This window comes from Geodermatophilus obscurus (assembly GCF_900115395.1).
Classification (GTDB): Bacteria; Actinomycetota; Actinomycetes; order Mycobacteriales; family Geodermatophilaceae; genus Geodermatophilus; species Geodermatophilus obscurus_B.
This window is the reverse complement of record NZ_FOWE01000004.1, coordinates 25,143-48,952: the sequence shown is the minus strand read 5'-3', so window position 1 is coordinate 48,952 and position 23,810 is coordinate 25,143. Positions and strand designations below refer to the sequence as shown.

Sequence of the window (23,810 nt, the reverse complement as noted above, 5' to 3'; positions counted from 1 at the left end):
CGCGCCGCCCCCGTCGGCTCAGGACGTGGCCGCGGCCTGCGGCGTCCCGGCCGGCCGCGGCGCCGGGAGCGCGGGCGGGGTCGCCGGCCGCAGCAGGGCCCCGGCCGCCTCCGCCGGCAGCGGACGGTGGAGGAGGTAGCCCTGTGCGTGGTCGCACCCCTGCTCGCGCAGGCGCTCGAGCTGCTCGGGCTCCTCCACCCCCTCGGCCACCACGTCCAGCCCGAAGGTGTGCGCGGCCCGGATGACCAGCGCCACCAGCTCCCGCTGACCCGGGTCCGGTGACGTGACGAAACTGCGGTCGATCTTGAGGGTGTCGACCGGCATCTGCCGCAGCTGCCCGATGGAGGTGTAGCCGGTGCCGAAGTCGTCGATCGCGATCGCCACCCCCAGCGCCCGCAGCTCCGCGAGGTGGGTCAGGGCGACCGGATCGTCGACGAGGACGGTCTCGGTGACCTCGAGGACGAGCAGGTGCGGCGGCAGCCCGGAGGCGGCCAGCGCCCCGGCCACGTCGGCCACGACCCGGCGGTCGGTCAGGTGCCGGCCCGACACGTTGACCGCCATGGTCGGCTCCGGCGCCCCGGGCGGCGGGGTCGTCCGCGCCCGCCAGGCGGCGAGCTGGCGGGTCGCCTCGTGCAGCACCCACCGGTCCACGTCGCAGATGAGCGAGGACGCCTCGGCGACGGGGATGAACTGGTCGGGCGGGACGGGGACGCCGTCGCGCTCCCACCGCAGCAGCGCCTCGAAGCCGTGCAGCCGCCCGCCGGCGACGTCGACGACCGGCTGGTAGACCAGCCGCATCCCGCCGCCGTCGAGCGCCGCGGCGATCGCCGCCTCGGTCTCGGCGCGCGCGGCCAGCTGGCGGCGCAGCGTCTCGTCGAAGATCTCGGCGCGGCCGCGGCCGTGCTGCTTGGCGCGGGAGGCCGCGGTCCCGGCCTCGGCGAAGAGCACGTCGGCGTCCGCGCCGCCGTCCCGGCCGACCGCGACCCCGATGCTGGCGCCGACCCGCACCCGCCCACCGGGGACGTCGACGGGCTCACCGATGCCGGCGATGAGCCGGTGGGCGAGGTCCATGAGGTCGCGCTCGGCGCGGACGGGCTCGACCAGGACGACGAACTCGTCCCCGCCCAGGCGGCAGACGACGTCGCCCGGGCGCACCAGGGACCGCAGGCGGGCGGCGACCTCGCGCAGCACCGTGTCACCGGCGGCGTGGCCGTGCCCGTCGTTGACCGCCTTGAAGCCGTCGAGGTCGACGAACAGCAGACCGGTCATGGCGCCCGACCGGCGGGCGCGGTGCAGCGCGGAGGTGACCAGCGTCAGGGCCTGCGTCCGGTTGGGCAGCTCGGTGAGCGGGTCGTGCGTGGCCTGGTGCGCGAGGGCGAACTGCAGGTCCTCGCGCTGGCGGACCGAGGTCACGATCTGCCGGATGGAGGCGTGCACGACCTCGCCGAGCGGGCCGGGCAGCGGCTGCTCGAGCAGGGCGTCGCCGAGGTCGCCGCGGGCGACGGCCTGCGCCTGGTCCTGGATCCGGCGCAGCCCCCCGACGGCCTCCCCGAGCGCGGCGGACACGGTGCGGACCTCCCGCGGCCCGAGGACCTCCACCTCCACCAGCTCACCGCGGCTGATCTGGGTGGCCTGGCCGGCGAGCAGGCCCAGCGAGCGGGCCACCGTGCGGCCCAGCCACCAGGCGCCCAGCGCGGACGCCGCCAGCAGCCCGATCCCGAGGGCGAGGGTGCTGCGCAGGTCGTCGGCAGCCTCCTCCCGGTCGGCGGCGGCCAGCGAGAGCACGCTGTCGACGGCGGTGTCGACCAGCTCCCCGAGCATCGCGTCGCGGTCGCTGCTGCGGAAGAGGACGTCGGTCATCCGGTCGATGTCGGTGACGAACACGACCGGGTCGTCGGAGGGGGTGAGCAGGGCGTCCATCTCGGCCATCAGCTCCGACCGCTCCACCCGCTCCCAGGCGGCGCGCAGGGACTCCTGCGACAGCTCCCCCATCTGCCGCTTGGCGTCGGTGTAGGACAGCCAGCCGGTCTCCCACGCCAGCCGCGCCCCGATCAGGGTGTTGTCGGTGGCGAACAGGGAGCCGAGGTACAGCGGCATCTGCCGGGCGGCGTCCTGTGCCAGCTGGGCGACGGTCTGCACGTCCTGGACGGCGCGCACCGTCCGGGCCGGCACGCCCTCGGAGACGGCGGCCGAGGCGGCGGCCCGCTCGGCGGTCATCACCTCGTTGGAGACGCCCATGTAGCCCAGGTACATCCGGTTGAGACCCAGCTCCCCCGCGTCGATGCGCGTGCGCAGCCGGGACAGCGTCTCGCCCACCCGCGCGGCGACGTCGGCGCCGAGGGAGCCGGCGGGGACCGCGGCCAGGGCCCCGTCGGTGACGGCCCGGGCGTCGGTGACGGTGGCCAGCGCGATGCCGCGCGCCCCACCCAGCACGACCGGCGAGACGCCGAGCTCGTCGGCGGCCGCCGGGTCGTCGATCACCGCCAGCGCCAGCGCGGGCAGGATCTCCTGCTCGGCGGCCGCGCGGACGGCGTCGAGCTGGGCCACCGTGCGGATCGCGTCCTCCGCGCGGGCGGCGCTGCCGACCTGGGCACCCCGCGTGACGACGACGAGCGTGGCCAGGACGCCCACCCCGACCAGCGGGACGGCGACGAGGGCGGTGAGGTACCACCACAGTGCGACGCCGCGCCGCTTCGTCCGGGTCGTGGGGTCAGCCGTCATGACCGTTCCGTCGGCCCGCCCCGCGGCGACCTTGACCGCTCGGCACCGCTATCCCGCCGAGGGGTGAGTGCGGATCGCGGTGACCAGGGAGCAGCCGGCGTCGCCGAACCCCTGGACCACGAAGCCGAACTGCACGAGCAGGGTCTGCAGGGTCTCGTTCATCGTCCGCTGCACGGCGGTGTCGAGCGCGGCGCCGCGCACCTGCTGGACGCTCATCCGGTCGTGCTGGCGCCAGCTGACCAGGATGCCGCCGTGCAGCGGCTCCGGGGTCAGGCAGACCCCGCCCGACGGCGCCCCGCCCTCGGCCGCGCCGCAGTCGTGCAGCGGCAGACCGGCCTCGACCAGCGCCGCGGTCACCTCGACCGCCAGCGTGGTGAGCGCGTCCTCGTCGGTGAGCAGCTCGTCCCAGTCGTCGGCGAGCCGGTCGAGCTGCTCGCCGAGCTGGGCCAGCCAGGCCCGGTCCTGGGCCGAGGGGCGCCGGGCGACGGTGCCGTCCTCGCGGAGGGTGCCGTGGACGGCCCGGGCGTCCTCCTCGATCCCGCAGGCCAGGGCCACCCACTCGGCCTCGACCCGGTCGCCGAAGGGGCCCGCGAGCGCAGCCGGGGCCGAGCGGTCGCCCTCCCCGTCGACGAGGTACCAGGCGGCCGGCGCGCCGGCGTCGGCGATCCGCCGGCCCGCGGGGTGCGCGGTCGGGGCGGGAGCCGGGTGCGGCGCCAGGCCGACGGCGGCACGGGCCGCGGGCGCGGCGGCGGACGGGCCGTCCGCGGGGACGGTGCCCGGCACCGGGACGTCGGCGCGCGCCCGGGCGAGGTCGCCGCCCGCCGGCGCGCCGGCGTCGGCGGGGACGGGGGCGGGCGCCTGCTGCTGCGCCCGGACCCGGTTGCGCTCGAACTCGTAGCGGGCGGTCGAGGCCCGGCCGAGCACGACGACCAGGGCGGCCGCCGCGACGAAGCCGACCACCGCGACCACGGGCCAGAGGAGGACCGGCGCGGTCACCAGGCGCACCAGGAGCGCTGGGGGCCGGAGCCCCAGTCGGCGGCGCGGCGGACCCAGCCCCGGACGACGGCGACGGCGTCGGCCGGCCGGAGGACGGCGGCGGGCTCGTCGTCGCGGACGTCGGCGGAGGGCTCGAGGCCGAGCAGGTCGAGGAGGTCGGCGATGCCCAGCCCGTCGTCGGTGGCGAGCGGGGTGTGCAGGGACGGTGCCGGTGGTGCGGGCGCGCTCACGGTGGGTTCCTCCCGTACGGACGTCCCGGCCGGGGAAGTGCCGGGGACGTGCAGAGCATCGGGTCTGGCGGGCCGCGATCCGGCCGGTTCGCGGCACCCGCGGCGGCGGCGTCATGCGATCGTTGTGTCCGCCCTGGTCAGGGGCCGGTCACCGGCTCCTGCGGTCGCCGTCATGTCGATTCGCGGTCAGCGTCCCCGCGTGGCGGGCCGCGGGAGGCGCGTGGTCACGCCGGACGGCCCTGCCGCCGCGGCGTGTCGGCGGTCAGCCGAGGGAGGTGGTCCTGTACGGCGCGCCGGACCGGTCGTACGTCGTCCACCCGCCGGTCTGCCGGCCGGCGTCGGAGGTGCCCGAGCGCAGCAGGGTGCCGTCGAGCCGGAACCACTCCCGGTAGCCGTGCGGCTGTCCGCCCTCGACGGGACCGCGGGCGCGCAGCGACCCGTCGCGGTGCCGCTCCTCGTGGATCCCGTCGCCGTGGATCCCGTCGCCGTGGATCCCGTCGCCGTGGATCCCGTCGCCGGGGAGCGCGGCCTCGGGCATGCGCGCTGAACCTGCCACGGGGTACCGCCCCCGGGAACGCCACAGGGACGCCGTCGGGGTCGACGGCGTCCCTGGGGACGTGCGGGACGGCCTCCCCGCGGGGAGGTCCTCCTCCTACTCGGCGTAGCGGACGACGTGCCCGCCGGCCTCGCCGCCGAGCGGCGTGACGTCGAGGCCGCGCAGCCACAGCACGTCGGCCAGCGCGCGGTTCATGACGGCCTGGATGGAGATGTCGGCGACCAGGCCGTGCACCTGCTCGACGCTCATCCGGTCGTGCTGACGCCAGCCGACGACGACGCCGTCGAGGCCGGGCTCGGCGCTCAGGCACGCGCCGCCGAGCGCGCTGCCGGCGCCGGCGGCGTCCCACAGCGGGAGGCCGGCCTCGGTGAGCGCCGCCGCGACCTCGACGACCAGGGTGGCCAGCGGGTCCTCGGCGTCGAGGGCGGCGTCCCAGTCATCGGGGAGCCGGTCGAGCTGGTCGCCGAGGTGCGCCAGCCACGCCAGCTCCTGCGGCGAGGGCCGGCGGTGCAGCCCGCCGTCGGGCCGGCGCAGCCCGTACACGGGGCGCAGGCTGCAGCCCGGGTCCGCCTCGTGCCCGGCCGCGGCCCACGCCGCACCGGCGCGGTCCGGGAAGGGACCCTCCACCGGCAGGCCGGGGCCCGACCCGTCCTCGCTCACCAACCACCAGCCCAGACGTGCCTCGCCGTCGAGCCGGACCTCACTGCTGCGCAGAACCACCGTGCCCACCGTTCGTCCCGTCCATGGGGCCGTCGAGGGGAAGTGCGACGGCGACCGGACCGCCGGGGAAGGGCGGTGCGGATGGCAGAAAGGTAGGGCTGCGCGACCCGCGCGACGCCGCCGTGCGACACCTCCGGTACACGGCGTTCCCGGATCGTTGCGAAGGCCATCCGCCGAGCCGGTGACCGGCTTCTCCAACCGCCCACATGTCGACCGTTCCGTGCGCCCGCGAGCGTGGGGATGTGCCGAACCCGGACGGCGACCCGGTTTCGGCTCAACGCCCCGGCGCGTCCGGCGGGAGGACGGACGGCACGCAGGACCGACCCGTCCGGTCCCCGGGGTGGACGGGCGGGCGGGCCGTGCGCAGGATGGCGGTGCCCGGCCGTACCGAGCGGTACCGGTGCCGGGGACGGCGAGGAGGACGACGGGATGGCAGCGCGCAGTGCGGTCCGCTGGGCCGCGACGCACGGGGTGATGCGACTGGCGATCCGCGCCCGGGCCCGCGCCGGCAACCCCGACGCCGAGGTGCTGCGCGACCCCGCCGTCCGGGAGGACCCGTTCGCGCACTACGAGCGGCTGCGCTCGTCCCGGCCGCTGGTCGGCGGCGCGTTCTCGAAGATCAGCGTCCACCACGCCGTCTGCACCGAGGTGCTGCGCAGCCCCGACTTCGGCCAGATCGGCGGCGCCCGCGCCGAGGGCCTGCCGCCGGTGCTGCGGACGGCGCTCCGGCTGGCCGGCCCGCGCCCGAGCGTCGGGCCGATCGACCCGCCGTCGATGCTCGCCGTCGACCCGCCGGAGCACGCCCGCTACCGCCGGCTGGTCAGCCGCGCGTTCAGCGCCCGCGCCGTCGCGCGGCTGCGCGAGCGCACCCGGGCGATCGCCGACGAGCTGCTCGACGACCTCGAGCGCGAGGCGGCCGCCTCCGGCGGGCGGGTCGACCTCGTCGCCCGCTACGCGAGCCTGCTGCCGGTCACGGTCATCTCGGAGGTGCTCGGCGTCCCGGTGTCGATGCGCGAGCAGTTCCTCGCCTGGGGCGACGCCGCCACGCCCAGCCTCGACATGGGCCTGGACTGGCGCACGCACCGCAGCGTCGAGCGCAGCCTCGGCGAGCTCGACGCGTGGTTCCGCGGCCACCTGCGGCGGCTGCGCCGCGAGCCCGGGGACGACCTGCTGTCCGCGCTGGTCACCGCTGCCGCCGAGGACGAGGACGGCCTCACCGAGCAGGAGCTGCTGTCCACCGCGCTGCTGGTGTTCGGCGCCGGGTTCGAGACGACGGTGAACCTCATCGGCAACGGCGCCGAGCGGCTGTTCGCCTCCCCCGACCAGCGCCGGCTGCTCGCCGGGGACCCGTCGCTGTGGCCCAACGTCGTCGACGAGGTCCTGCGGGTCGAGTCGCCGGTGCAGCGGACCGGCCGGCGCGCGCTGCGGGACACCACCGTGGCCGGCGTCCCGGTGCGCCGCGGCGACATGGTGATCCTCGTGCTGGCCGCGGCCAACCGCGACCCGCTGGTGTTCCCCGACCCGTCCGTCTTCGACGTCACGCGGGCCAACGCCCGCGACCACGTCGCCTTCTCCAGCGGCATCCACTTCTGCCTGGGCGCGGCCCTGGCGCGCATGGAGGGCGAGGTCGCGCTGCAGGCGCTGTTCGAGCGCTTCCGGCACCTCGCTCCGGCCGGCCCGGCGCGCCGTCGCGGCACGATCATCCTGCGCGGCCACGCCTCCCTGCCGGTGACGCTCGGCCCGGCCGCGCCGGCGGTCCCGCACGTCTCCGCCTGAGGCCCCTCCCGCGGCGGCGCGATCTGCGCGACCATCGGCCCGACGAGCGGAGGTCCCCGTGTCCGGCAGCGCAGCACAGGTCGTCGACGACGTCGCCCGGAGCCGCTTCGAGGTGCTCGTGGACGGCGAGGTCGCCGGGTTCGCCGAGTACCGGCGGACGCCGACGTCGGTGTCGTTCACCCACACGGTGATCGAGCCGGCGTACGAGGGCCGCGGGCTGGGCTCGGTGCTCGCCCGCCGGGCACTGGACGCCACCCGCGAGTCCGGGGCGCAGGTGCTCCCGTACTGCCCGTTCATCCGCGCCTGGATCGCCCGCCACCCCGAGTACCTCGACCTCGTCCCGGCCGGGCGCCGGGCGCAGTTCCACCTGCCCGCGGCCGGCGACCGGCCCGCGCCCGACCCGAGGGAACCCGCGCGATGACCGAGACCCGCGACCTGACGGCCCTCGCGGCCGAGCGCGACCGCATCCGCGCCGCGCACCTCAGGCCGGCCGGCGAGCGGCCGGCCTCCACCGCCCGCGGCCTGCACCACACCGCCCTCATCAGCAGCGACGTCGAGCGCACCGTCCGGTTCGTCCAGGACGTGCTCGGCTTCCCGCTGACCGAGCTGGTCGAGAACCGCGACTACCCCGGCTCCTCGCACTTCTTCTTCGACATCGGCCACGGCAACCTGCTGGCCTACTTCGACTTCCCCGGCCTCGACCTCGGCCCCTACGCCGAGGTGCTCGGCGGCCTGCACCACATGGCGATCAGCGTCGAGCCGGAGCGCTGGCAGGAGCTGGTGCGGCGGCTCACCGACGCCGGCGTGCCGCACGAGGTGCACAGCGGCGTCTCGGTCTACTTCCGCGACCCCGACGGCGCCCGCATCGAGCTCATCGCCGACCCCCTCGGCGAGATGTACGGCTCCACGGTGCTCTGACCGCTCAGACCACCGCGGGCGCGGGGACCCGGACGGCGTCGGGGAAGGACCGGTCGCCGAACAGGACGTGCCGGGCCGCGGCACGCCCCGGCGGCGTGCGCAGCAGCGCGAAGGCCGCGGTCGCCATGGCAGGCGTGCGCACCTGCGCCAGGCCCCGGCGCAGCGCCAGCCGCCCCCGGAACGAGGTGCGCAGCGCCGCGCCGTCGTAGTGCGCGAGCACGTCGGGCCGGCCGGTGCGCAGGGCCTCGTCGAGGACGTCGGCGGCGTGGTCGGACAGCCGCAGGCAGGGGTCGAGGCCGCCGGCGGTGAGCGGGGAGACCGCGCCCGCCGCGTCGCCCACGAGCAGCCCGTCGGCGCAGGCGATCCGGCGCAGCAGCCCGCCGACGGGGATGGGGCCGCCGCGCAGCTCGACGTCCTCGGGCGGATCGCCGGCGGGCAGCCCGGGCGCGGCGGCGCGGAACCGCCGGACGGCGCGGCGCAGCCCGTCGGGGAAGCGGTCGGCGTAGCCGGCGACGCCGACGTGCGCGTGCTCGCCGTCGTTGACGACCCACGCCAGGTAGCCGGGCGCCAGCGAGGGGTCGAGCACGCAGTGGAAGGCCGGCGGGCCGTCGACGCCCGGCACCGCGAAGACCTCCTCCGCGCCGACGAGCAGACGGGTGTTGCGGTCGAGGCCGAGGTCGCGGGCCACCCGGGAGCGGGTGCCGTCGGCGCCGACGACGAAGCGGGCCCGCACGCCCAGCGGCCCGTCCGGGCCGCTGAGCAGGCTGACGCCGTCGCGGCGGCCGGCGTACCGGGTGCCCAGGGCGATCCGCACGCCGGCGTCGGCGGCGGTGCGGGCGGCGGCCGCGTACAGCGGCCCCATGTCGCCGACGCGGTACTCGTCGCGGTCGCTGTCGAGGACGACCGGGCGGTCGAGCCGCGGCGGGTAGAGCACCGTGCGCCGGATGGGCGGGCCGAGGTGCTCGGCGGGCAGCGGGAAGTCGTCGAGGGTCTTGCGGACGAAGATCCCGGTGGTGCGGATGGCGCCGGTGAGCGTGGTCCGGCGGTCGGCCAGCAGGACGTCGTGGCCCCGCCGGGCGAGCTGGGTGGCGGTGTGCAGCCCGGCCAGGCCGGCGCCCACGACGAGGACGTCGGCGTTCACCGGACGTCCGAGCGGGACAGCCGGAGCCAGCCGAGCAGGAGGGCGCCGGCGGCCCACGCGAGCAGCACCGTCACCGACGACGCCCGGGACATGCCCGGGAGCTCGCCGCCGAAGAGCAGGTACGCCGCCCCGGAGCCGGGCAGCGCCTCGGCGACGGAGGTGGCCCACGCGAGGCCGAACTGCGGCAGGACGAGCGGCAGGACCAGCACCAGCAGGAAGACCGCGACGAGCGCCCCCGCGGTGCTGCGCAGGAGGAACCCGAGCCCCGCCCCGAGCGCGGCGCCGGCCGCCACGACCAGGGCGACGGTGCCGAGCGCGTCGAGGCCCTCGCCCACCGGCAGCGTGAGGTCCGGGTGCGCCGTGTGCGCCGCCAGGGCGGAGGCCAGGACGAGCACGACCCCGGCCGCCGTCGCCGTCGCGACCGCGACCCCCGCGCGGGCGAGGAGGAGGACGCCGCGGCGGGGCGTCCACTGCAGGGCGGGGACGATGCCGCCGGTGGCGTGGTCGGAGGTGACCGCGGTCAGCGCCAGGCCGAACAGCGCGAACTGGGCCGGCATGACGAACACGGTCACGCCTGCCCAGACCGGGTCCCCGCCGGACTGCGCCGGGTCCCCCGCCGACTCGACGCCGGCGACGGTCCCGAGGCCGACGAGCACGACCGCGGCCGCCAGCAGGAACCACCAGCTCGTCCGGACCGTCCACAGCCGCGTCCACTCCGCCGCGCAGGTGCGGGCGAGGAGGCGCGGGAGCGGCACGCGGGCGGCACCGGCCGTCCGGGTCGCCGTCACCGGTCCGCTCCGGTCGGGACCGGGTCCTGCCCGGCGAACTCCACGCTGCCGGCGGTGAGCGCCAGGTAGGCCTCCTCGAGGGACTGCTGGACGTCGGAGAGGTGGTGCAGCGGGACGCGCACGGAGTCGGCGACCTCGCCGACGTCCTCGGCGGACAGGCCCTGCACCTGCAGCTCGGCGTCCCCGACCTCCTCGACGGTGGCCCCGCGCCGCCGGAGTGCGGGGGCGAGCAGGTCGGGCCGGACGCACCGGACGCGGACTCGGCGGCCCCCGAGGCCGCGCAGCAGCTCCTCGGTCGTCGTGTCGGCGACGAGGCGGCCGCGCCCGACGACGACGAGCCGCTCGGCGGTCTGCTCGACCTCGCTGAGCAGGTGGCTGGAGACGAGGACGGTGCGGCCCTCGTCGGCGAGCCGGCGCAGCAGCCCGCGGATCCAGCGGACGCCGTCGAGGTCGAGCCCGTTGACCGGCTCGTCGAAGAGCAGGACCCCGGGGTCGCCGAGCAGCGCCGCCGCGATGCCGAGGCGCTGCCGCATCCCGAGCGAGTAGCCGCCGATGCGGCGGCGCGCGGCGGCGCCCAGGCCGGCCTGCTCGACCACCTCGTCGACGCGGCGCAGCGGCAGGCCGTTGGTGCGGGCGGCGATGCGCAGGTGGGCACGTCCGGTGCGGCCGGGGTGGACGGCGCCGGGGTCGAGCAGCGCGCCGACCTCGCGCAGCGGCTCGTCCAGCGCCGCGTAGGGGCGCCCGTTGACCAGCGCCGTCCCCGCCGTCGGGCGGTCCAGGCCGAGCACCGCCCGCATCGTCGTGGACTTGCCGGCCCCGTTGGGTCCGAGGAAGCCGGTGACCTTCCCCGGCTCGACGTCGAAGGTCAGGTCGTCGACGGCCAGGACCGTGCCGTAGCGCTTGGTGAGACCCCGGACGGCGATCACCGGTGCGCCTCCTGCGGGGCGTGCGGCGCGTCCTGCTCGTCGGGGACCCACTCGAGCAGGTCGCCGGGCTGGCAGTCCAGCACCCGGCACATGGCCTCCAGCGTGCTGAACCGGACGGCCTTGGCCCGGCCGTTCTTGAGCACGGCCACGTTCGCCGGGGTGAGCCCGACGCGCTCGGCGAACTCCCCGACGCTCATCTTGCGGCGGGCGAGCTCGACGTCGATGCGGACGACGATCGGCATCAGATGACCGACTCCAGGTCGGTGCGCAGCGACGTGGCCTGCCGCAGGAGGGCCCGCATGACCACCATGAGGAGCCCCACCACGGCGCCGACGAGCAGCAGCACCAGCAGGATCGCCGTCAGCGCGGCGTCGTCGCTGACCTCGTCGACGATGAAGTAGTAGGAGCAGACGAAGGTGCCCAGGAGCATCACCCAGCCGGTGGCCATCGCCGCCACGATGGCGTTCACCCACGGCAGGGCGTCGGCGCTGAAGATGCGGTCGTGCGTGACGAGCGTCAGCAGCTGCCAGGTGCAGGCGATGACGGCCTGGACGCACAGCAGCGCCAGCACCGACGCCGCCAGCATCACCGCCTGCACGACCGACTGCTCGAGGGACGGGCCGGCGATGTCCGGGACCATCCGCGGCACGGCCCACACCTGGGCGGCCACCAGGGCCGCGAACACCGACACCAGCAGGACCCGGAGGGGCAGCACCACGCGGCGCACCAGCGACATGCATCGACTCTCGCGTGACATCTATCGAATGTCAATCGACCACGCGGTGGAGTGATCCGCCGTGCCACCCGCCCCTGGTGTGTCGTGTGCCACAGCTGAACCTTGAGGTTCCGTAAGTATCCCCGGAGCGCCAGGGTGGTGCCCATGGGTCAGGACACGCCGTTCCTCCGGATCGCCGGCCAGCTCGACCGGGTCGCCGACGCCCTCGCCCTGTCGCCGAACGGCCTGCCGCAGCGCCTGGTGACGGCGCTGGGGGCCGAGTAGCCTCCGCTGGACCGGCACGTCGCCGACCTCGTCGACCGGCCGCTGGCGGCTCCGGCGCAGGAGTTCCTGCTGGCCCTCCGGTGGCTGCTCCAGCGGGCCCTCGACGGCGGGAGCCACCGCGCCACGTTCGCGACCATGCGCCGCGAGCAGGTGCAGGCCTACCTCCGCGACGTCCTGCGCCTGCGCGCGGAGGCCGCCACCCACGTCGAGACGGCGTAGCCCCGGCGACGGGCGCGACGGGTCACGGCCACCCGGTCGGGCGCGGGACACCGCGGCAGGACGACCGACGCCCGCCGCCGGGCCGGCTCGTCCGGTGATCACGTCGCGGGGACGCACTACGGTCCCGACGAGCGGTCGCCGGACACGAGCGGAAGGAGCTGCCCGTGCTGACACAGGTGGCGGAGGGCGTGCAGGTCCACCGGAGCGAGCTGCTCCAGAACAACACCGTCGTCGTGCGCGGCCGGACCGGCGTGCTGCTCGTCGACCCCGGGATCACGAACGACGAGATGGCCTGCCTCGCGAGCGACCTGTCCGCTCTGGGCCAGCACGTCGTGGCGGGCTTCGCGACGCATCCCGACTGGGACCACGTGCTCTGGCACGCCGCCCTCGGCGACGCGCCCCGTCACGGCACGGCCCGCTGTGCGGACTCCGTGCGAGATCTGCTGTCGGAGGCGGACTGGAGGGCCCGCGTCGTCGAGGGGCTGCCGCCGGAGATCGCCGAGGAGGTCCCGCTGGACTCGTTCGGCCTCGTCACCGGTCTGCCCGCCGGAACAGCCGAGATCCCCTGGGACGGCCCTCGAGTCCGGATCATCGAGCACCCGGCGCACGCCCCGGGCCACGCGGCGCTGCTGATCGCCGAACGCAGGGTCCTCGTCGCCGGCGACATGCTCTCCGACGTCCTGATCCCGATGCTCGACGATCCGGACGTGGACGGCACCAGCGACCCGGTGGAGGACTACCTCGTCGGACTGGAGGTGCTCGAGGGCGTGGCGGGCGACGTCGACGTCGTCGTCCCCGGCCACGGGTCCGTCGGCGGAGCCGGTCAGGTGCACGCACGGATCACGCTGGACCGCGCGTACGTGGAGGCCCTGCGGGACGGCCGGACACCCGACGATCCGCGCATCGGCCCCTCGGCCAGGCCCGGCTGGGAGTGGGTGGGCGACCTGCACGACGGGCAGGCCGAGAGCCTGGCCCGGAGGAGCGGGCGCGACGGGACCCGGGGATAGCGATCCGCCCGGCCGCTGTCGTGCGTCCGCCGGTCCCGGGCCCGGCGGTGACACGTCAGCCGACCCCGCGGATCAGCAGCAGCCGCAGTCGCAGGTCTCGTCGCAGTCGCAGTCGGACGTCATCTCGCGCACGTGGGATCACCTCCTCCCGCTGGTGGGCACCACACGCCGGGGCTCGGCGGCGGACAGTCGGCGGAGGGCAGCGCATCGGCCATGGCCGCCATCTCCGCCCGGAGGGCGACCAGCCGCGCGATCTCCGCGTCGACCTCGGCCAGTCGACGGCGCAGCAGGTCCTCGGCCGGCTCGCACGGACACGTCCCGGTGTCCCGGACGGCGAGGAGAGCGCGGATGTCGGCGAGGCGCAGGCCGAGCCGCTGGGCGCCCTGGATGAACCGCAGCCGTTCGACGGCGTCGTCGCCATACGTCCGGTACCCCGCCGGAGTGCGCGACGGCGGGTGCAGGAGACCGGTGCGCTCGTAGTAGCGGACGGTGTCCGGTGCCACGCCGACGGCGGCGGCCAGCTCGGCCACACGGAGTCCCCGGCGCTGCGTGGTGGTCATGCGGCGGACGCTAGACCTGGGAGTGCGGTCCAAGGTCAACCTGCGGCGACCATGAATCCGTGACCGGCCCCACCCTCCGTTCACCCGAGCGACAGCGATCCTTTACACAGTGACGCTCATCTATAAGATGGTCATCGATACCATGACCGTCGATGCATTCCGATCGAGGAGACACCGTGGCCGACCCGGGCTTCGCCTGCTGCACACCATTGACCGGCACGGCCATGTCCAGTGAGCAGGCCGAACAGGTCGCTCCGCTGCTCAAGGCGCTGGCCGATCCGGTCCGGCTGCGGCTGGTCAGCCTCATCGCGTCCGCCGACGGCAGGGAAGCCTGCGTGTGCGACCTCAACGAGGCCTTCGACCTCACCCAGGCGACGATCAGCCACCACCTCAAGGTGCTGCACTCCGCGGGGATCCTCGACCGCGAGAAGCGCGGCGTGTGGGTCTACTACGCCGTCCGGGCCGAAGCGCTCACCGCCGTGGCGAACCTCTTCACCTCCCCGGCTCTCGCCGGTGCGGACGCATGAGCGACACCGTCGGCGAGGTCGCTCGCTCCGGCACCAGCCTCGAGGCCCCGGTCCTCCAGCGGCTCTCTCCCCTCGACCGGTTCCTGCCGGTGTGGATCATCGCCGCGATGGCCGCCGGCCTGCTGCTCGGTCGGCTGATCCCCCGCCTGGACGACGCCCTCGACGCCGTCCGGATCGGGAACGTCAGCCTGCCCATCGCGATCGGGCTGCTGCTGATGATGTACCCGGTGCTGGCGAAGGTCCGGTACTCCGAGCTCGACCGGGTCACCGGCGACCGCCGTCTGGTGGGCGCCAGCCTGGCGCTGAACTGGCTGGTCGGCCCCGCGCTGATGTTCGCCCTGGCCTGGCTGCTGCTGCCCGACCTGCCCGAGTACCGCACCGGGTTGATCATCGTCGGGCTCGCCCGGTGCATCGCGATGGTGCTGATCTGGAACGACCTGTCCTGCGGCGACCGCGAGGCCGCAGCCGTCCTGGTAGCGATCAACTCGGTTTTCCAGATCGTCGCCTTCGCCGCGCTCGGCTGGTTCTACCTGCAGGTACTCCCAGGCTGGCTGGGCCTGTCGACGACGTCCGCCGAGTTCAGCGTCTGGGCGATCGTGCTGTCGGTGCTGGTCTTCCTCGGCATCCCGCTGCTCGCCGGCTTCCTCACCCGCACCCTCGGCGAGCGGGCCCGTGGCCGCGAGCACTACGAGACGCAGGTCCTGCCGCGTATCGGGCCGATCGCGCTCTACGGGCTGCTGTTCACGATCGTCATGCTCTTCGCGCTGCAGGGCGACGCCATCACGTCCAACCCCTGGGACGTCGTCCGGATCGCGCTGCCGCTGCTGGCCTACTTCGCCCTCATGTTCGGCGGGAGCTTCCTGCTCGGCATGCGGTTGGGCCTCGGCTACGCCAAGACCGCGACGCTGGCCTTCACCGCCGCCGGCAACAACTTCGAGCTGGCCATCGCGGTGGCGATCGGCACCTTCGGCGTCACCTCCGGCCAGGCGCTCGCCGGCGTCGTCGGCCCGCTCATCGAGGTCCCCGTCCTGGTGGCCCTCGTCTACGTCTCCCTCTGGGCCGCCCGCCGCTGGTTCCCCGGCGACCCCACCGTCCCCACCGTCCCCGCTGCCATCAGGAGTGCGCGATGACCGCCGACCACAAGGCGCTGCCCGGCTTGCTGACCCCCGAGGCGACGCCGCACCGCCTGGCCGACCACCTGGCCACCCGCTTCGCCGGGGTCTTCACCCGCGAGACGATCGACCGCTACGTCTTCGAGTCCTACACCGCCCTGGGGCGCACCGCGAAGGTCACCACCCACCTGCCGGTGCTGGCCGAGCGCTTCGCCGTCGAGCGCCTCACCGCGCTCGCCCAAGCCATGGGCGCCATCGAGACCGACACCTGCGAGGTCCTCTTCGTCTGCGTCCACAACGCCGGGCGCTCGCAGATGGCCGCCGCACTCATGGCCCACCACGGCGGCGACCGGGTACACGTCCGCTCGGCCGGCTCGCAGCCCACCGCCAGCATCGACGACGCCGTCATCGAGGCCATGGCCGAGGTCGGCATCGACCTGGGCGCAGAGTTCCCCAAGCCGCTCACCGACGACGTCGTCCGAGCCGCCGACGTGGTCGTGACCATGGGCTGCGGCGACGCGTGCCCGGTCTATCCCGGCAAGCGTTACCTCGACTGGCAGGTCCGCGACCCGGCCGGCCTGTCCGTGGGCGAGGTCCGTGCCATCCGCGCCGACATCGACGCCCGCGTGCGCACCCTGCTCGCCGAACTCCACCCCGCCACCGCCGCGCACTGAGCGCGTCCCGACTCCCGAGAGGCTCCCGTGCCCGACAAGCCCAGCGTCCTGTTCGTCTGCGTCCACAACGCCGGCCGCTCCCAGATGGCCGCCGGTTGGCTGCGCCACCTCGCCAGCGACGCCGTCGAGGTCCGCTCGGCCGGCTCGATGCCCGGCGACCGGATCAACCCGTCAGCGGTGCAGGCCATGGCCGAGGTCGGCATCGACATCACCGACCAGCGCCCCAAGGTCCTCACCACCGAGGCCGTCGAGGCCTCCGACGTCGTCATCACCATGGGCTGCGGCGACGCGTGTCCGATCTTCCCGGGTAAGCGGTATCTGGACTGGGCGCTCGAGGACCCCGCAGGCAAGGGCGTCGAGTCCGTGCGGCCCATCCGCGACGAGATCGAGACCCGCATCCGCGGCCTGCTGACCGAGCTGCAGGTCGAGCCCGCCACGTCCCGGTGAGCGAGCGCCCCAGGGTCTTGTTCGTCTGCGTGAGGAACGCCGGCAAGTCCCAGATGGCGGCCGGGCTGATGTCCGACTACGTCGGCGACGCCGTCGAGGTGTCCTCTGCCGGCACCAAGGCTGGAACATCGCTCAACGAGCTCTCGGTCCAGTCTCTCGCCGAGGTGGGCGTCGACCTCTCCGCGGAGCAGCCGAAGGCTCTCACCGAGCAGATGGTCCGGGACGCCGACGTCGTCATCATCCTCGGCCGGGAGGCTCACGCGGCGCCGGTCGAAAGCACCCGGGTCGAGCAGTGGATCACCGACGAGCCCTCCGAGCGGGGCATCGACGGCATCGAGCGCATGCGCCTCGTGCGCGACGACATCGCCGCGCACGTTCGCAGACTCGCCTTCGACCTCGGGGTCACCCTCGACGGGTGACCGGGGCGCTCGCGAGCCGCCGTCCTGCGCCCCAGGCCAGCACGGCGGCCGCGAGGACACCGGCCGCCAGGAGCCCGAAGGCCGCCGCGTAGCTGCCGAGCGCCTCGGCCAGAGCAGTGCCCGCCCAGGGGGCCAGTGCGGTCGCCGCGGTGATCGGCGCCGCGAAGTACCCGGACAGGGTGCCGTAACGGGCGGTGCCCCAGCGGTCGGCGACCGCGGTGGCCTGCAGCAGCGTGCACGCCCCGCGCACGGCGCCGAGGGCGATGGCCGCGGCGACGAGCGCGACCGGCGGGCCGGGGAGCACACCGAGCAGCCCGATGGTGAGCGCCGAGGCACCGATGAGGCCGACGGTCCGCCCGGTCGGGGTGGTGCGGGCACTGAGCGGCCCGTAGACGACGCGGCCGAGGAGCTGCCCGGCGCCCAGCAGGCCGAGGGTCGTGGCCGCCAGGGACGTCGAGAGCCCCCGCCCGGTGAGCAGCGGGATCACCGTCAGGCTCGCGGCGTAGAGCCCGAACGCCGTCAGCGTCAGCGCCGCGGACAGCGCCAGGAACTGGCCGCTGCGCACCTCCGCCGGCACCCGGGAGCGCCGGCGGCCCGCGGAGCTCTCCCGGTGGTCGACCCGGGTCCAGGGCGACGTGAGCGTGGTGGCGTGCACGGGGATCGTCACCACGGCCAGCACGCCGGCGAGCACCAGGTAGGCCCCGCGCCAGCCCAGTGCCTCGACCAGCGCGTGGGTCAACGGCGCGAACAGCGTGCTGGCCAGGCCCGCGACGAGGGTCAGCGTGGTGAGCGCCCGGACCCGCCGGTCGCCGTACCAGCGGGTGAGGGCCGCGAAGGCGGCCTGGTAGAAGACCGCGGACATCGCCGCCCCCGCGACCAGCCAGGCCGCCAGGAACGTCGGGTAGGTCGGCGCCAGCGCGATCCCCACGGTCGCGGGGACCGCCAGCACCGAGCCGGCCGTCATCACCGGCCGCGGCCCGAGGAGGTCCAGCCAGCGCCCGACCGGGATCCCGGCCAGCGCCGAGACGACCAGGCCGGCCGAGAAGGCCGCCGTGGCCGCGGTGGCCGACCAGCCGGTGTCGGCGGTGATCGCCGCGAGGGCCACGGGGAAGGCGTAGTAGAGGACGCCCCAGCTGGTGATCTGGGTGATGCAGAGGCCGACCAGGGCCCGCCGTGGCGGGCGCCGGGGATCCCCGGCGCCCGCCACGGCGGTGGAGCCGACGGCTCGCTGCTCAGCCGCCATGCGAGGACGGCGACACCGGCACCGGTGCGGCGCCGCAGCAGCCGGCCGTCGGTGACGGCTCCTCGGCCGAGTAGCCGTGCTCCGAGCCGGTCGCGAAGCCCACTCCCCCGGTGCCACAGCTCGCCGCCTCGGCGGCCTCGCGGTCACCCAGGTCGGTGGAGCACACCCCGGTCTCGGGCAGCGCGAGCTCGACGCGCGCGGCGGCGTCGGTGTCGCCGGCGAGGGCAGCGGCGATGGAACGGACCTGTTCGTAGCCGGTGGCCAGCAGGAACGTCGGCGCGCGGCCGTAGGACTTCGTGCCCACGACGTAGAAGCCCTCGTCCGGGTGCGCCAGGAGGGCCTCGCCGTGCGGCGGGACGGTGCCGCAGGAGTGGAGGTTGGGGTCGATCAGCGGTGCCAGCGCCGCCGGCGCCTCGACGGCGGGGTCGAGGTCGAGGCGGACCTCGCGCAGCATCTCCAGGTCCGGGCGGAAGCCCGTGGCAGCCACCACGGTGTCGACCTCGAGGCGCACGGCAGCGCCGTCGCGGGCCGTGCCGGTGACGGTCACCCGGCCGGTGCCGTCGTCGGGAGGCGTCAGCGACGTCATCGTGAACTCGCGGACGAGCGTGATCGCGCCGCCGGCCACCGCAGCCCTCAGCGACGAACCGAGCAGGCCACGGGCGGGCAGTCCGTCGGCATCTCCCCCGCCGTAGAGGCGAGCCGGCGAGCGGCCGCGGATGGCCCAGGTGACCTCGGTGCCCGGCTCCTCCTCCTGCAGTCGCACGAGGGCCAGCAGCGTGTTGGCCGCTGAGTGGCCCATGCCGACGACGAGGGTGTGGCGCCCGGCGAAGCGCTTGCGGTCGGCACCCAGGACGTCGGGCAGCGGACCGGCCAGCCACGTGCCGACCCGGTCCTCACCGATCGCCGGCAGGCCTGCCGCGCCGAGGGGGTTCGGCCTCCCCCACGTCCCGGAGGCGTCGAGGACGGCGCGGGCGAGGACGTCGACGACCTGGCCGTCGCGCACCGTGCGCACGACGTAGGGCCGCCCCGCGCGGCCGACGGTGCGGGTCTTGTCGACGCCCTGACGGCTGACCGCGAGCACCCGGGTGCCGGTCCGGATGCGCCCGGCGAGCTGGGGCGTGGCCGCCAGCGGAGCCAGGTAGGACTCGACCAGCTCGGTGCCGGTCGGCAGAACGTCGGCAGCGGGCGACTCCCAGCCCTGGGCCTCGAGCAGGCGCAGCGCCGCCGCGTCGACGTCGTACTCCCACGGCGAGAAGAGGCGGACGTGGCCCCACTCCCGGACGGCGGCACCGACCTGGTCCCCGGCCTCCAGGACCAGCGGGTCGAGCCCGCGCTCCAGCAGGTGTGCGGCCGCAGCCAACCCCACCGGGCCGGCTCCGATCACCACGACCGGGAGGTGCGTGTCCGCTGTCATGCTGTCCATCCCCTCGACGTATCGATGTCCGTCTATGGGCTCAACGTAACAGCGAGCGCTGTTGACGGCAATGGACGAGTGTCATACTGGTCGACGTGCGCCAGGACCTCGACGTCCGACTCCTCGATCCGGACCCCTCCACCGCCGCCGACCGGGCGCGCCTCCTGGCCCCCCAGCTCAAGGCCCTCTCCGACGCCAACCGGCTGCACCTGGTGCTGCTGCTCGCCGAGGGCTCGCGCTCCGTCCGCGAGCTCACCGAGCTCAGCGGCATGAGCCAGACCCTCGTCAGCCACCACCTCACCCCCCTCCGGGAGCAGGGGCTCGTCACCGTGACGCCGAGGGGCCGGAGCAACGTCTACGCCCTGTGCTGCGAGGCCCTCGCCGGACCCGTAAAGCTGCTCGCCACGCTCGCCTCGCTGACGCCGGAGGGCGCGGACGCCTGCTGCAGCGACTGAGCAGCCGGCGCACCGGCACGGGCGGACCAGGTGGCTCGGTGCACGCCGCCCACCTGCACGTCCACGGTGGGCCCCGTGGGGATCGAACCCACAACCCGCGGATTGAAAGTCCCATCTCGGACATGTCGAACGGTGCCGCATGATGACGTTTGCCCAGCTCGCAGCCGCCACGCATGTCGCGGGCTCGTGCCCAGTCACACTGATTGCCGCGCCGTACGCGACCACAGTGCGACCACTACCGACGTACTGTCGGCGACGCTGATCCGGTCGCACTGGCCGCCAGACTCAGCGCGCCTGAGCTTGACCGACGCTCCTCTGCCTGGCTCGCCGGCACACCATGCGTCGATCCCCCACCCAACCGGTCACGCTCCGTGACAGCAGCCCGCGCTCTGGCGTGTCTGTCCAGGCGGGTGTCTGCTCCTGATCGTGAAGGTGACGGCGAGCGAGGAGACGAAGCCGCGGGCCGGCTTCACCGACCGGGACGAGGGTCGGCCGACGGCCGAGAGCGTGGGCGAACGGCTGCTGGGTGCCTTGCTCGACCGGGTGCACCTGATCGCACCCCGGCTGGCCGGCCAGCTCATCGCGCAGGAGGCGCGGACCGCCGGGGCCACCGACGTCAGCATCCACCTGCAGGACCTCGCGCAGCTGACGCTGCGGCCGCTGACCGGGCCGGGCCTAGTTGGCGATCCGCTCCCCATCGCCGACAGCCTGGCCGGGCAGGCGTTCAGCAGCGAGCAATCGGTCGAGGAACCGCTCCCCGACGGCTCGGTCCGGCTGCACCTGCCGATGCTGGACGGGTCAGACCGGCTAGGGGTGCTCGGCCTGACGCTCCCCCGACTAGACGACCACGACCGGCAGCTCGCCCAGCGACTGGCCGGCCTGGTGGCGGACATGATCGTGACCAACGACAACTACACCGACGCGTTCTTTCGGGTGCGGACCGTCGGGCCGCTGACCCTGTCCGCGCACATGCAGTGGCAGACCCTGCCGCCGCTGTCGATGATCACCCCGGACGTCGACCTCGGGGGGATCCTGGAGCCGGCCTACGAGGTCGGTGGCGACAGCTTCGACTACGCATTCAACGACCACGTGCTGCACGTGGCCGTGTTCGACGCGATGGGCCACGGCCTGGAGGCCGCGACGATGGCCACCGTCATCATCGCCGCCTACCGGCACGGGCGGCTGGCCGGGCTCCCGCTGACCGAGCTGTACCCGGCGATGGACGCAGCGGTGGCCACCTCCTTCCCAGGGCGTTTCGCGACCGCTCAGCTCGGTCGGCTGGACACCGAGACGGGGGTGCTCAGCTGGGTCAACGCCGGGCACCCGCCCGCGATGTGGGTACGGGGCAGCCGGGTGATCGGCGAGCTCACCGGTCCGGTCAGCCGGCCGGTCGGCTTCGGCACCGGCACCCCTGTCGTACAGACGGCTCAACTGGAGCCCGGGGACCGGGTGCTGTTCTTCACCGACGGGGTGGTCGAGGAGCGGCTAACCGGCGGGGAGCAGTTCGGCGAGGAGCGATTGCGGGACCTCATCGAGCAGACGACCGCGGCCGACTTGACCTGCGCGGAGTCAGTGCGGCGGCTCTCGCACGCGCTGATGGCTGCGCGCTCCGGCCGCACCAGTGACGACGCCTCGCTCCTCCTCCTGGAGTGGAAGCGCCCACCCCGGGAGGACGAGCTCGACCGCGACATCCCCGAGGCGACCCCGACCGGCTGATGCGCAGCCGGTGGCCCGCCGCCAGGGGAACGCCCCTCCCCCCTCGACAAGCTGTGTCTGTCCGGTGCCAATGTCATGGGTCTACCCACGGCACCGCCGAGCAAGGGATCCGTAATCCCTCGCTCAGAGGAGGCGGCCGGGCTCGAGGCACGGACCCCCTGAAGCGCATCCGCCTACGAGGGGCCGTGCCGGTGCCGGTCAGCTGTCGCGGCGGCCGTTGAGCCAGGCGACCATCGCGGGGTCGCGGTGGTCGAAGAACAGGCTGGCACCGGTGTCCAGCGTCGCGATGCGGGCCATCTGCTCGTCGGTGAGCTCGACGTCGAAGACGTCGAGGTTCTCGGCCATGCGCTCGGGCCGGACGGACTTGGGGATGGCGACCACGCCGCGCTGGGTGAGCCACCGCAGGACGACCTGGGCGACGGACTTGCCGTGGGCCTCACCGATCTCGCGCAGCGTCGCGTTGGTGAACAGGTCGTTCTTGCCCTCGGCGAACCCACCCCAGGACTGGATCTGCACGCCGTGCTCACGCATGAGTTCCTGGTCGGCGGTGCGCTGGAAGAACGGGTGGGTCTCGATCTGGTCGACGGCCGGGGTGATCTCAGTGTTGAGGATGAGGTCGACCAGCCGGTCGGGGTAGAAGTTGGAGACCCCGATGGCCCGGGCCAGGCCCTGCCGGTTGAGCTCCTCCATCGCGCGCCACTCGGTGTAGTAGTCACCGAGGGGCTGGTGGATCAGGTACAGGTCGACGTAGTCCAGCCCGAGGCGCTGCAGCGAGGCGTCGAAGGCCCGCCGGGTGTTGTTCGCGTCCGCCTGGATCCACAGCTTGGTGGTGACGAACAGTTCCTCGCGGGGGATGCCGCTGACGGCGATGGCGCGGCCGACGGCCTCCTCGTTGACGTAGGCGGCGGCGGTGTCGATGTGCCGGTAGCCGGCGGCCAGGGCGTCGGTGACGGCCTGCTCGGTGTCCTCCGGCGGGATCTGGAAGACGCCGAAGCCGAGGATCGGCATCTGCACGCCGTTGTTCAGCGTGACCTGGGGAGTCGGTGCGGTCATGGTGATGGGTTCCCTTCGTGCTGGGGTGTGGCCCGGGTCAGGGCCGGGGGATGCGCGGCGGGCGGTGGCGTCCGCCGGGGTGCTGACCGGTGGCGCTGGTCAGGTGTCAGCGGTCGATCCACCGCTGCATGTGCTCCGGGTAGCGCTCGCCGTGGACGTCGACCCGGTCGGCCGCCGCGGTGATCTCCTGCAGGTCGGCGGCGGTGAGCTCGACGTCGGCGGCGGCGGTGTTCTCCCGCATGCGGTGGGTCTTCGTGGTGCCCGGGATGGGCACGATCCACGGCTGCTGGGCCAGCAGCCAGGCCAGGGCGACCTGCGCGGGCGTCAGGCCCGTGCGGGCGGCGATGGTCGACAGCAGGTCGACGAGGGCCTGGTTGGCCAGGCGGGCTTGCTCGGTGAACCGCGGGAGGGTGTTGCGCAGGTCGGAGTCGGCGAAGGACGTCGAGCTGTCGATGGCGCCGGTGAGGAAGCCCTTGCCGAGCGGGCTGAAGGGGACGAAGCCGATGCCGAGTTCGGCCAGCGTGGGCAGGATCTCGGCCTCGGGCTCGCGCCACCACAGGGAGTACTCGCTCTGCAGCGCGGTGACCGGCTGTACCGCGTGGGCGCGGCGGATGGTGTCCACGCCGGCCTCGGACAGGCCGAAGTGCTTGACCTTGCCGGCGGTGATGAGGTCCTTGACCGCGCCGGCGACGTCCTCGATGGGCACAGCGGGGTCGACGCGGTGTTGGTAGAGCAGGTCGATGCTGTCCACGTTCAGCCGGCGCAGGGAGTCCTCGACGGTGGCGCGGATGTGCTGCGGCCGGCTGTCGAGACCGGTGGAGCGGCTGCCGTCGAAGGAGAAGCCGAACTTGGTGGCGATGACCACCTGCCCGCGCACCGGCGCCAGTGCCTGTCCGACGAGTTCCTCGTTGGTGAACGGGCCGTAGATCTGAGCGGTGTCGAAGAAGGTGATGCCGGCGTCGACGGCGTCCCGGATGAGCGCGATGCCGTCCTGCGGGTCGACCGGCGGGCCGTAGCCGTGGCTCAGGCCCATGCAGCCGAGACCGAGCGCGGACACCTGGAGTCCGCTGGCGCCGAGCGTGCGCGTGTTCATGCTGTTCTCCTCGCGGGCTGGTTCCAGGGTGGAGGGCAGGGATGGCCGGGCTTCCCCGGTGTCCGGCGGGCGGCCTCCGGGAGGCGGAGCTCCGGGAGG

The 23,810-nt window shown here is 74.6% G+C and carries 26 protein-coding genes; 11 read left to right on the top strand and 15 right to left on the bottom strand.

Going from position 1 to position 23,810, the window contains the following annotated elements; genetic code table 11:
- Positions 1 to 18 precede the first annotated feature (18 nt).
- From BM165_RS08730 to BM165_RS08710, 5 genes are all read right to left on the bottom strand, one after another.
- A complete protein-coding gene (locus tag BM165_RS08730; protein WP_075013171.1) occupies positions 19 to 2,721 on the bottom strand; it encodes a putative bifunctional diguanylate cyclase/phosphodiesterase in 2,703 nt (900 codons plus the stop codon).
- 48 nt (positions 2,722 to 2,769) lie between these two features.
- Positions 2,770 to 3,717 carry a hypothetical protein gene (locus BM165_RS08725; RefSeq protein ID WP_075013470.1) on the bottom strand — a complete coding sequence of 316 codons (948 nt, stop codon included), beginning with the start codon at positions 3,715 to 3,717 and terminating at the stop codon, positions 2,770 to 2,772.
- A complete protein-coding gene (locus tag BM165_RS24720; RefSeq protein ID WP_075013170.1) occupies positions 3,714 to 3,947 on the bottom strand; it encodes a hypothetical protein in 234 nt (77 codons plus the stop codon). Before BM165_RS24720 ends, BM165_RS08725 begins: the two co-directional genes overlap by 4 nt.
- A gap of 262 nt (positions 3,948 to 4,209) precedes the next feature.
- Complete coding sequence (locus tag BM165_RS08715) at positions 4,210 to 4,485, bottom strand: toxin-antitoxin system YwqK family antitoxin (protein WP_208976695.1); 276 nt, start codon at positions 4,483 to 4,485, stop codon at positions 4,210 to 4,212.
- Positions 4,486 to 4,599: 114 nt separating this feature from the next.
- Positions 4,600 to 5,232, bottom strand: a complete 633-nt coding sequence (locus BM165_RS08710) for a hypothetical protein (protein WP_075013169.1) — start codon at positions 5,230 to 5,232, stop codon at positions 4,600 to 4,602.
- Between the two features lie 420 nt (positions 5,233 to 5,652).
- Between BM165_RS08710 and BM165_RS08705 the strand changes: the two genes are divergently transcribed.
- From BM165_RS08705 to BM165_RS08695, 3 genes are read left to right on the top strand one after another with little or no spacing between them, the layout of a single operon-like run.
- Positions 5,653 to 6,999, top strand: a complete 1,347-nt coding sequence (locus BM165_RS08705; protein ID WP_075013168.1) for a cytochrome P450 — start codon at positions 5,653 to 5,655, stop codon at positions 6,997 to 6,999.
- A 58-nt stretch (positions 7,000 to 7,057) separates the two neighbouring features.
- Positions 7,058 to 7,420: a GNAT family N-acetyltransferase gene (locus BM165_RS08700; RefSeq protein WP_075013167.1), complete on the top strand. Its 363-nt coding sequence runs from the start codon at positions 7,058 to 7,060 to the stop codon at positions 7,418 to 7,420.
- Positions 7,417 to 7,917 carry a VOC family protein gene (locus BM165_RS08695; protein ID WP_075013166.1) on the top strand — a complete coding sequence of 167 codons (501 nt, stop codon included), beginning with the start codon at positions 7,417 to 7,419 and terminating at the stop codon, positions 7,915 to 7,917. Before BM165_RS08700 ends, BM165_RS08695 begins: the two co-directional genes overlap by 4 nt.
- A 4-nt stretch (positions 7,918 to 7,921) precedes the next feature.
- On the opposite strand, the gene BM165_RS08690 is transcribed toward BM165_RS08695, so the two are convergent.
- From BM165_RS08690 to BM165_RS08670, 5 genes are read right to left on the bottom strand one after another with little or no spacing between them, the layout of a single operon-like run.
- Positions 7,922 to 9,058, bottom strand: a complete 1,137-nt coding sequence (locus BM165_RS08690; RefSeq protein ID WP_143108093.1) for an NAD(P)/FAD-dependent oxidoreductase — start codon at positions 9,056 to 9,058, stop codon at positions 7,922 to 7,924.
- The gene (locus tag BM165_RS08685) at positions 9,055 to 9,846 is read right to left on the bottom strand and encodes a hypothetical protein (protein ID WP_075013165.1); all 792 of its coding nucleotides are present in this window, start codon (positions 9,844 to 9,846) and stop codon (positions 9,055 to 9,057) included. Before BM165_RS08685 ends, BM165_RS08690 begins: the two co-directional genes overlap by 4 nt.
- Positions 9,843 to 10,772: an ABC transporter ATP-binding protein gene (locus BM165_RS08680; RefSeq protein ID WP_075013164.1), complete on the bottom strand. Its 930-nt coding sequence runs from the start codon at positions 10,770 to 10,772 to the stop codon at positions 9,843 to 9,845. The genes BM165_RS08685 and BM165_RS08680 overlap by 4 nt, the downstream gene beginning before the upstream one ends.
- A complete protein-coding gene (locus tag BM165_RS08675; protein WP_075013163.1) occupies positions 10,769 to 11,014 on the bottom strand; it encodes a helix-turn-helix domain-containing protein in 246 nt (81 codons plus the stop codon). Before BM165_RS08675 ends, BM165_RS08680 begins: the two co-directional genes overlap by 4 nt.
- On the bottom strand, positions 11,014 to 11,508 hold the full coding sequence (locus BM165_RS08670; protein ID WP_075013162.1) for a DUF2975 domain-containing protein: 495 nt from the start codon (positions 11,506 to 11,508) through the stop codon (positions 11,014 to 11,016). Before BM165_RS08670 ends, BM165_RS08675 begins: the two co-directional genes overlap by 1 nt.
- Positions 11,509 to 12,155: 647 nt before the next feature.
- Here BM165_RS08670 and BM165_RS08665 point away from each other — a divergent pair.
- A complete protein-coding gene (locus tag BM165_RS08665; RefSeq protein WP_075013161.1) occupies positions 12,156 to 12,998 on the top strand; it encodes an MBL fold metallo-hydrolase in 843 nt (280 codons plus the stop codon).
- Positions 12,999 to 13,117: 119 nt separating this feature from the next.
- Here the strand turns inward: BM165_RS08665 and BM165_RS08660 are convergent, their stop codons facing one another.
- A complete protein-coding gene (locus BM165_RS08660; RefSeq protein ID WP_075013160.1) occupies positions 13,118 to 13,558 on the bottom strand; it encodes a heavy metal-responsive transcriptional regulator in 441 nt (146 codons plus the stop codon).
- A 176-nt stretch (positions 13,559 to 13,734) separates the two neighbouring features.
- Between BM165_RS08660 and BM165_RS08655 the strand changes: the two genes are divergently transcribed.
- Genes BM165_RS08655 through BM165_RS08635 form a run of 5 tightly spaced genes read left to right on the top strand, consistent with a single transcriptional unit; the run spans position 13,735 to position 16,737 of the window.
- On the top strand, positions 13,735 to 14,085 hold the full coding sequence (locus tag BM165_RS08655) for an ArsR/SmtB family transcription factor (protein WP_244274141.1): 351 nt from the start codon (positions 13,735 to 13,737) through the stop codon (positions 14,083 to 14,085).
- A complete protein-coding gene (gene arsB / locus BM165_RS08650) occupies positions 14,082 to 15,215 on the top strand; it encodes an ACR3 family arsenite efflux transporter (RefSeq protein ID WP_075013158.1) in 1,134 nt (377 codons plus the stop codon). The genes BM165_RS08655 and arsB overlap by 4 nt, the downstream gene beginning before the upstream one ends.
- Positions 15,212 to 15,871, top strand: a complete 660-nt coding sequence (locus BM165_RS08645) for an arsenate reductase ArsC (RefSeq protein WP_075013157.1) — start codon at positions 15,212 to 15,214, stop codon at positions 15,869 to 15,871. The genes arsB and BM165_RS08645 overlap by 4 nt, the downstream gene beginning before the upstream one ends.
- Positions 15,872 to 15,898: 27 nt before the next feature.
- Entirely contained in the window at positions 15,899 to 16,318 is a 420-nt protein-coding gene (locus BM165_RS08640) for an arsenate reductase ArsC (protein WP_075013156.1), read from the top strand.
- Positions 16,315 to 16,737: an arsenate-mycothiol transferase ArsC gene (locus tag BM165_RS08635; RefSeq protein WP_075013155.1), complete on the top strand. Its 423-nt coding sequence runs from the start codon at positions 16,315 to 16,317 to the stop codon at positions 16,735 to 16,737. The genes BM165_RS08640 and BM165_RS08635 overlap by 4 nt, the downstream gene beginning before the upstream one ends.
- Here the strand turns inward: BM165_RS08635 and BM165_RS08630 are convergent.
- Together BM165_RS08630 and BM165_RS08625 are read right to left on the bottom strand one after the other, a co-directional pair.
- Positions 16,721 to 17,980 (bottom strand): MFS transporter, encoded by a 1,260-nt coding sequence (locus BM165_RS08630; RefSeq protein ID WP_075013154.1) that lies wholly within the window; start codon positions 17,978 to 17,980, stop codon positions 16,721 to 16,723. The two genes, BM165_RS08635 and BM165_RS08630, sit on opposite strands and share 17 nt — an antisense overlap.
- Positions 17,970 to 19,394 (bottom strand): FAD-dependent oxidoreductase, encoded by a 1,425-nt coding sequence (locus BM165_RS08625; protein WP_075013467.1) that lies wholly within the window; start codon positions 19,392 to 19,394, stop codon positions 17,970 to 17,972. The genes BM165_RS08630 and BM165_RS08625 overlap by 11 nt, the downstream gene beginning before the upstream one ends.
- Positions 19,395 to 19,489: 95 nt before the next feature.
- Here BM165_RS08625 and BM165_RS08620 point away from each other — a divergent pair, with 95 nt between their 5' ends.
- Positions 19,490 to 19,849, top strand: a complete 360-nt coding sequence (locus BM165_RS08620; protein ID WP_075013153.1) for an ArsR/SmtB family transcription factor — start codon at positions 19,490 to 19,492, stop codon at positions 19,847 to 19,849.
- Between the two features lie 426 nt (positions 19,850 to 20,275).
- Positions 20,276 to 21,565 (top strand): PP2C family protein-serine/threonine phosphatase, encoded by a 1,290-nt coding sequence (locus BM165_RS08615; RefSeq protein WP_244274140.1) that lies wholly within the window; start codon positions 20,276 to 20,278, stop codon positions 21,563 to 21,565.
- 198 nt (positions 21,566 to 21,763) lie between these two features.
- On the opposite strand, the gene BM165_RS08610 is transcribed toward BM165_RS08615, so the two are convergent.
- The gene (locus BM165_RS08610; protein WP_075013151.1) at positions 21,764 to 22,618 is read right to left on the bottom strand and encodes an aldo/keto reductase; all 855 of its coding nucleotides are present in this window, start codon (positions 22,616 to 22,618) and stop codon (positions 21,764 to 21,766) included.
- Between the two features lie 106 nt (positions 22,619 to 22,724).
- Positions 22,725 to 23,711 carry an aldo/keto reductase gene (locus BM165_RS08605; protein ID WP_075013150.1) on the bottom strand — a complete coding sequence of 329 codons (987 nt, stop codon included), beginning with the start codon at positions 23,709 to 23,711 and terminating at the stop codon, positions 22,725 to 22,727.
- Positions 23,712 to 23,810 lie beyond the last annotated feature (99 nt).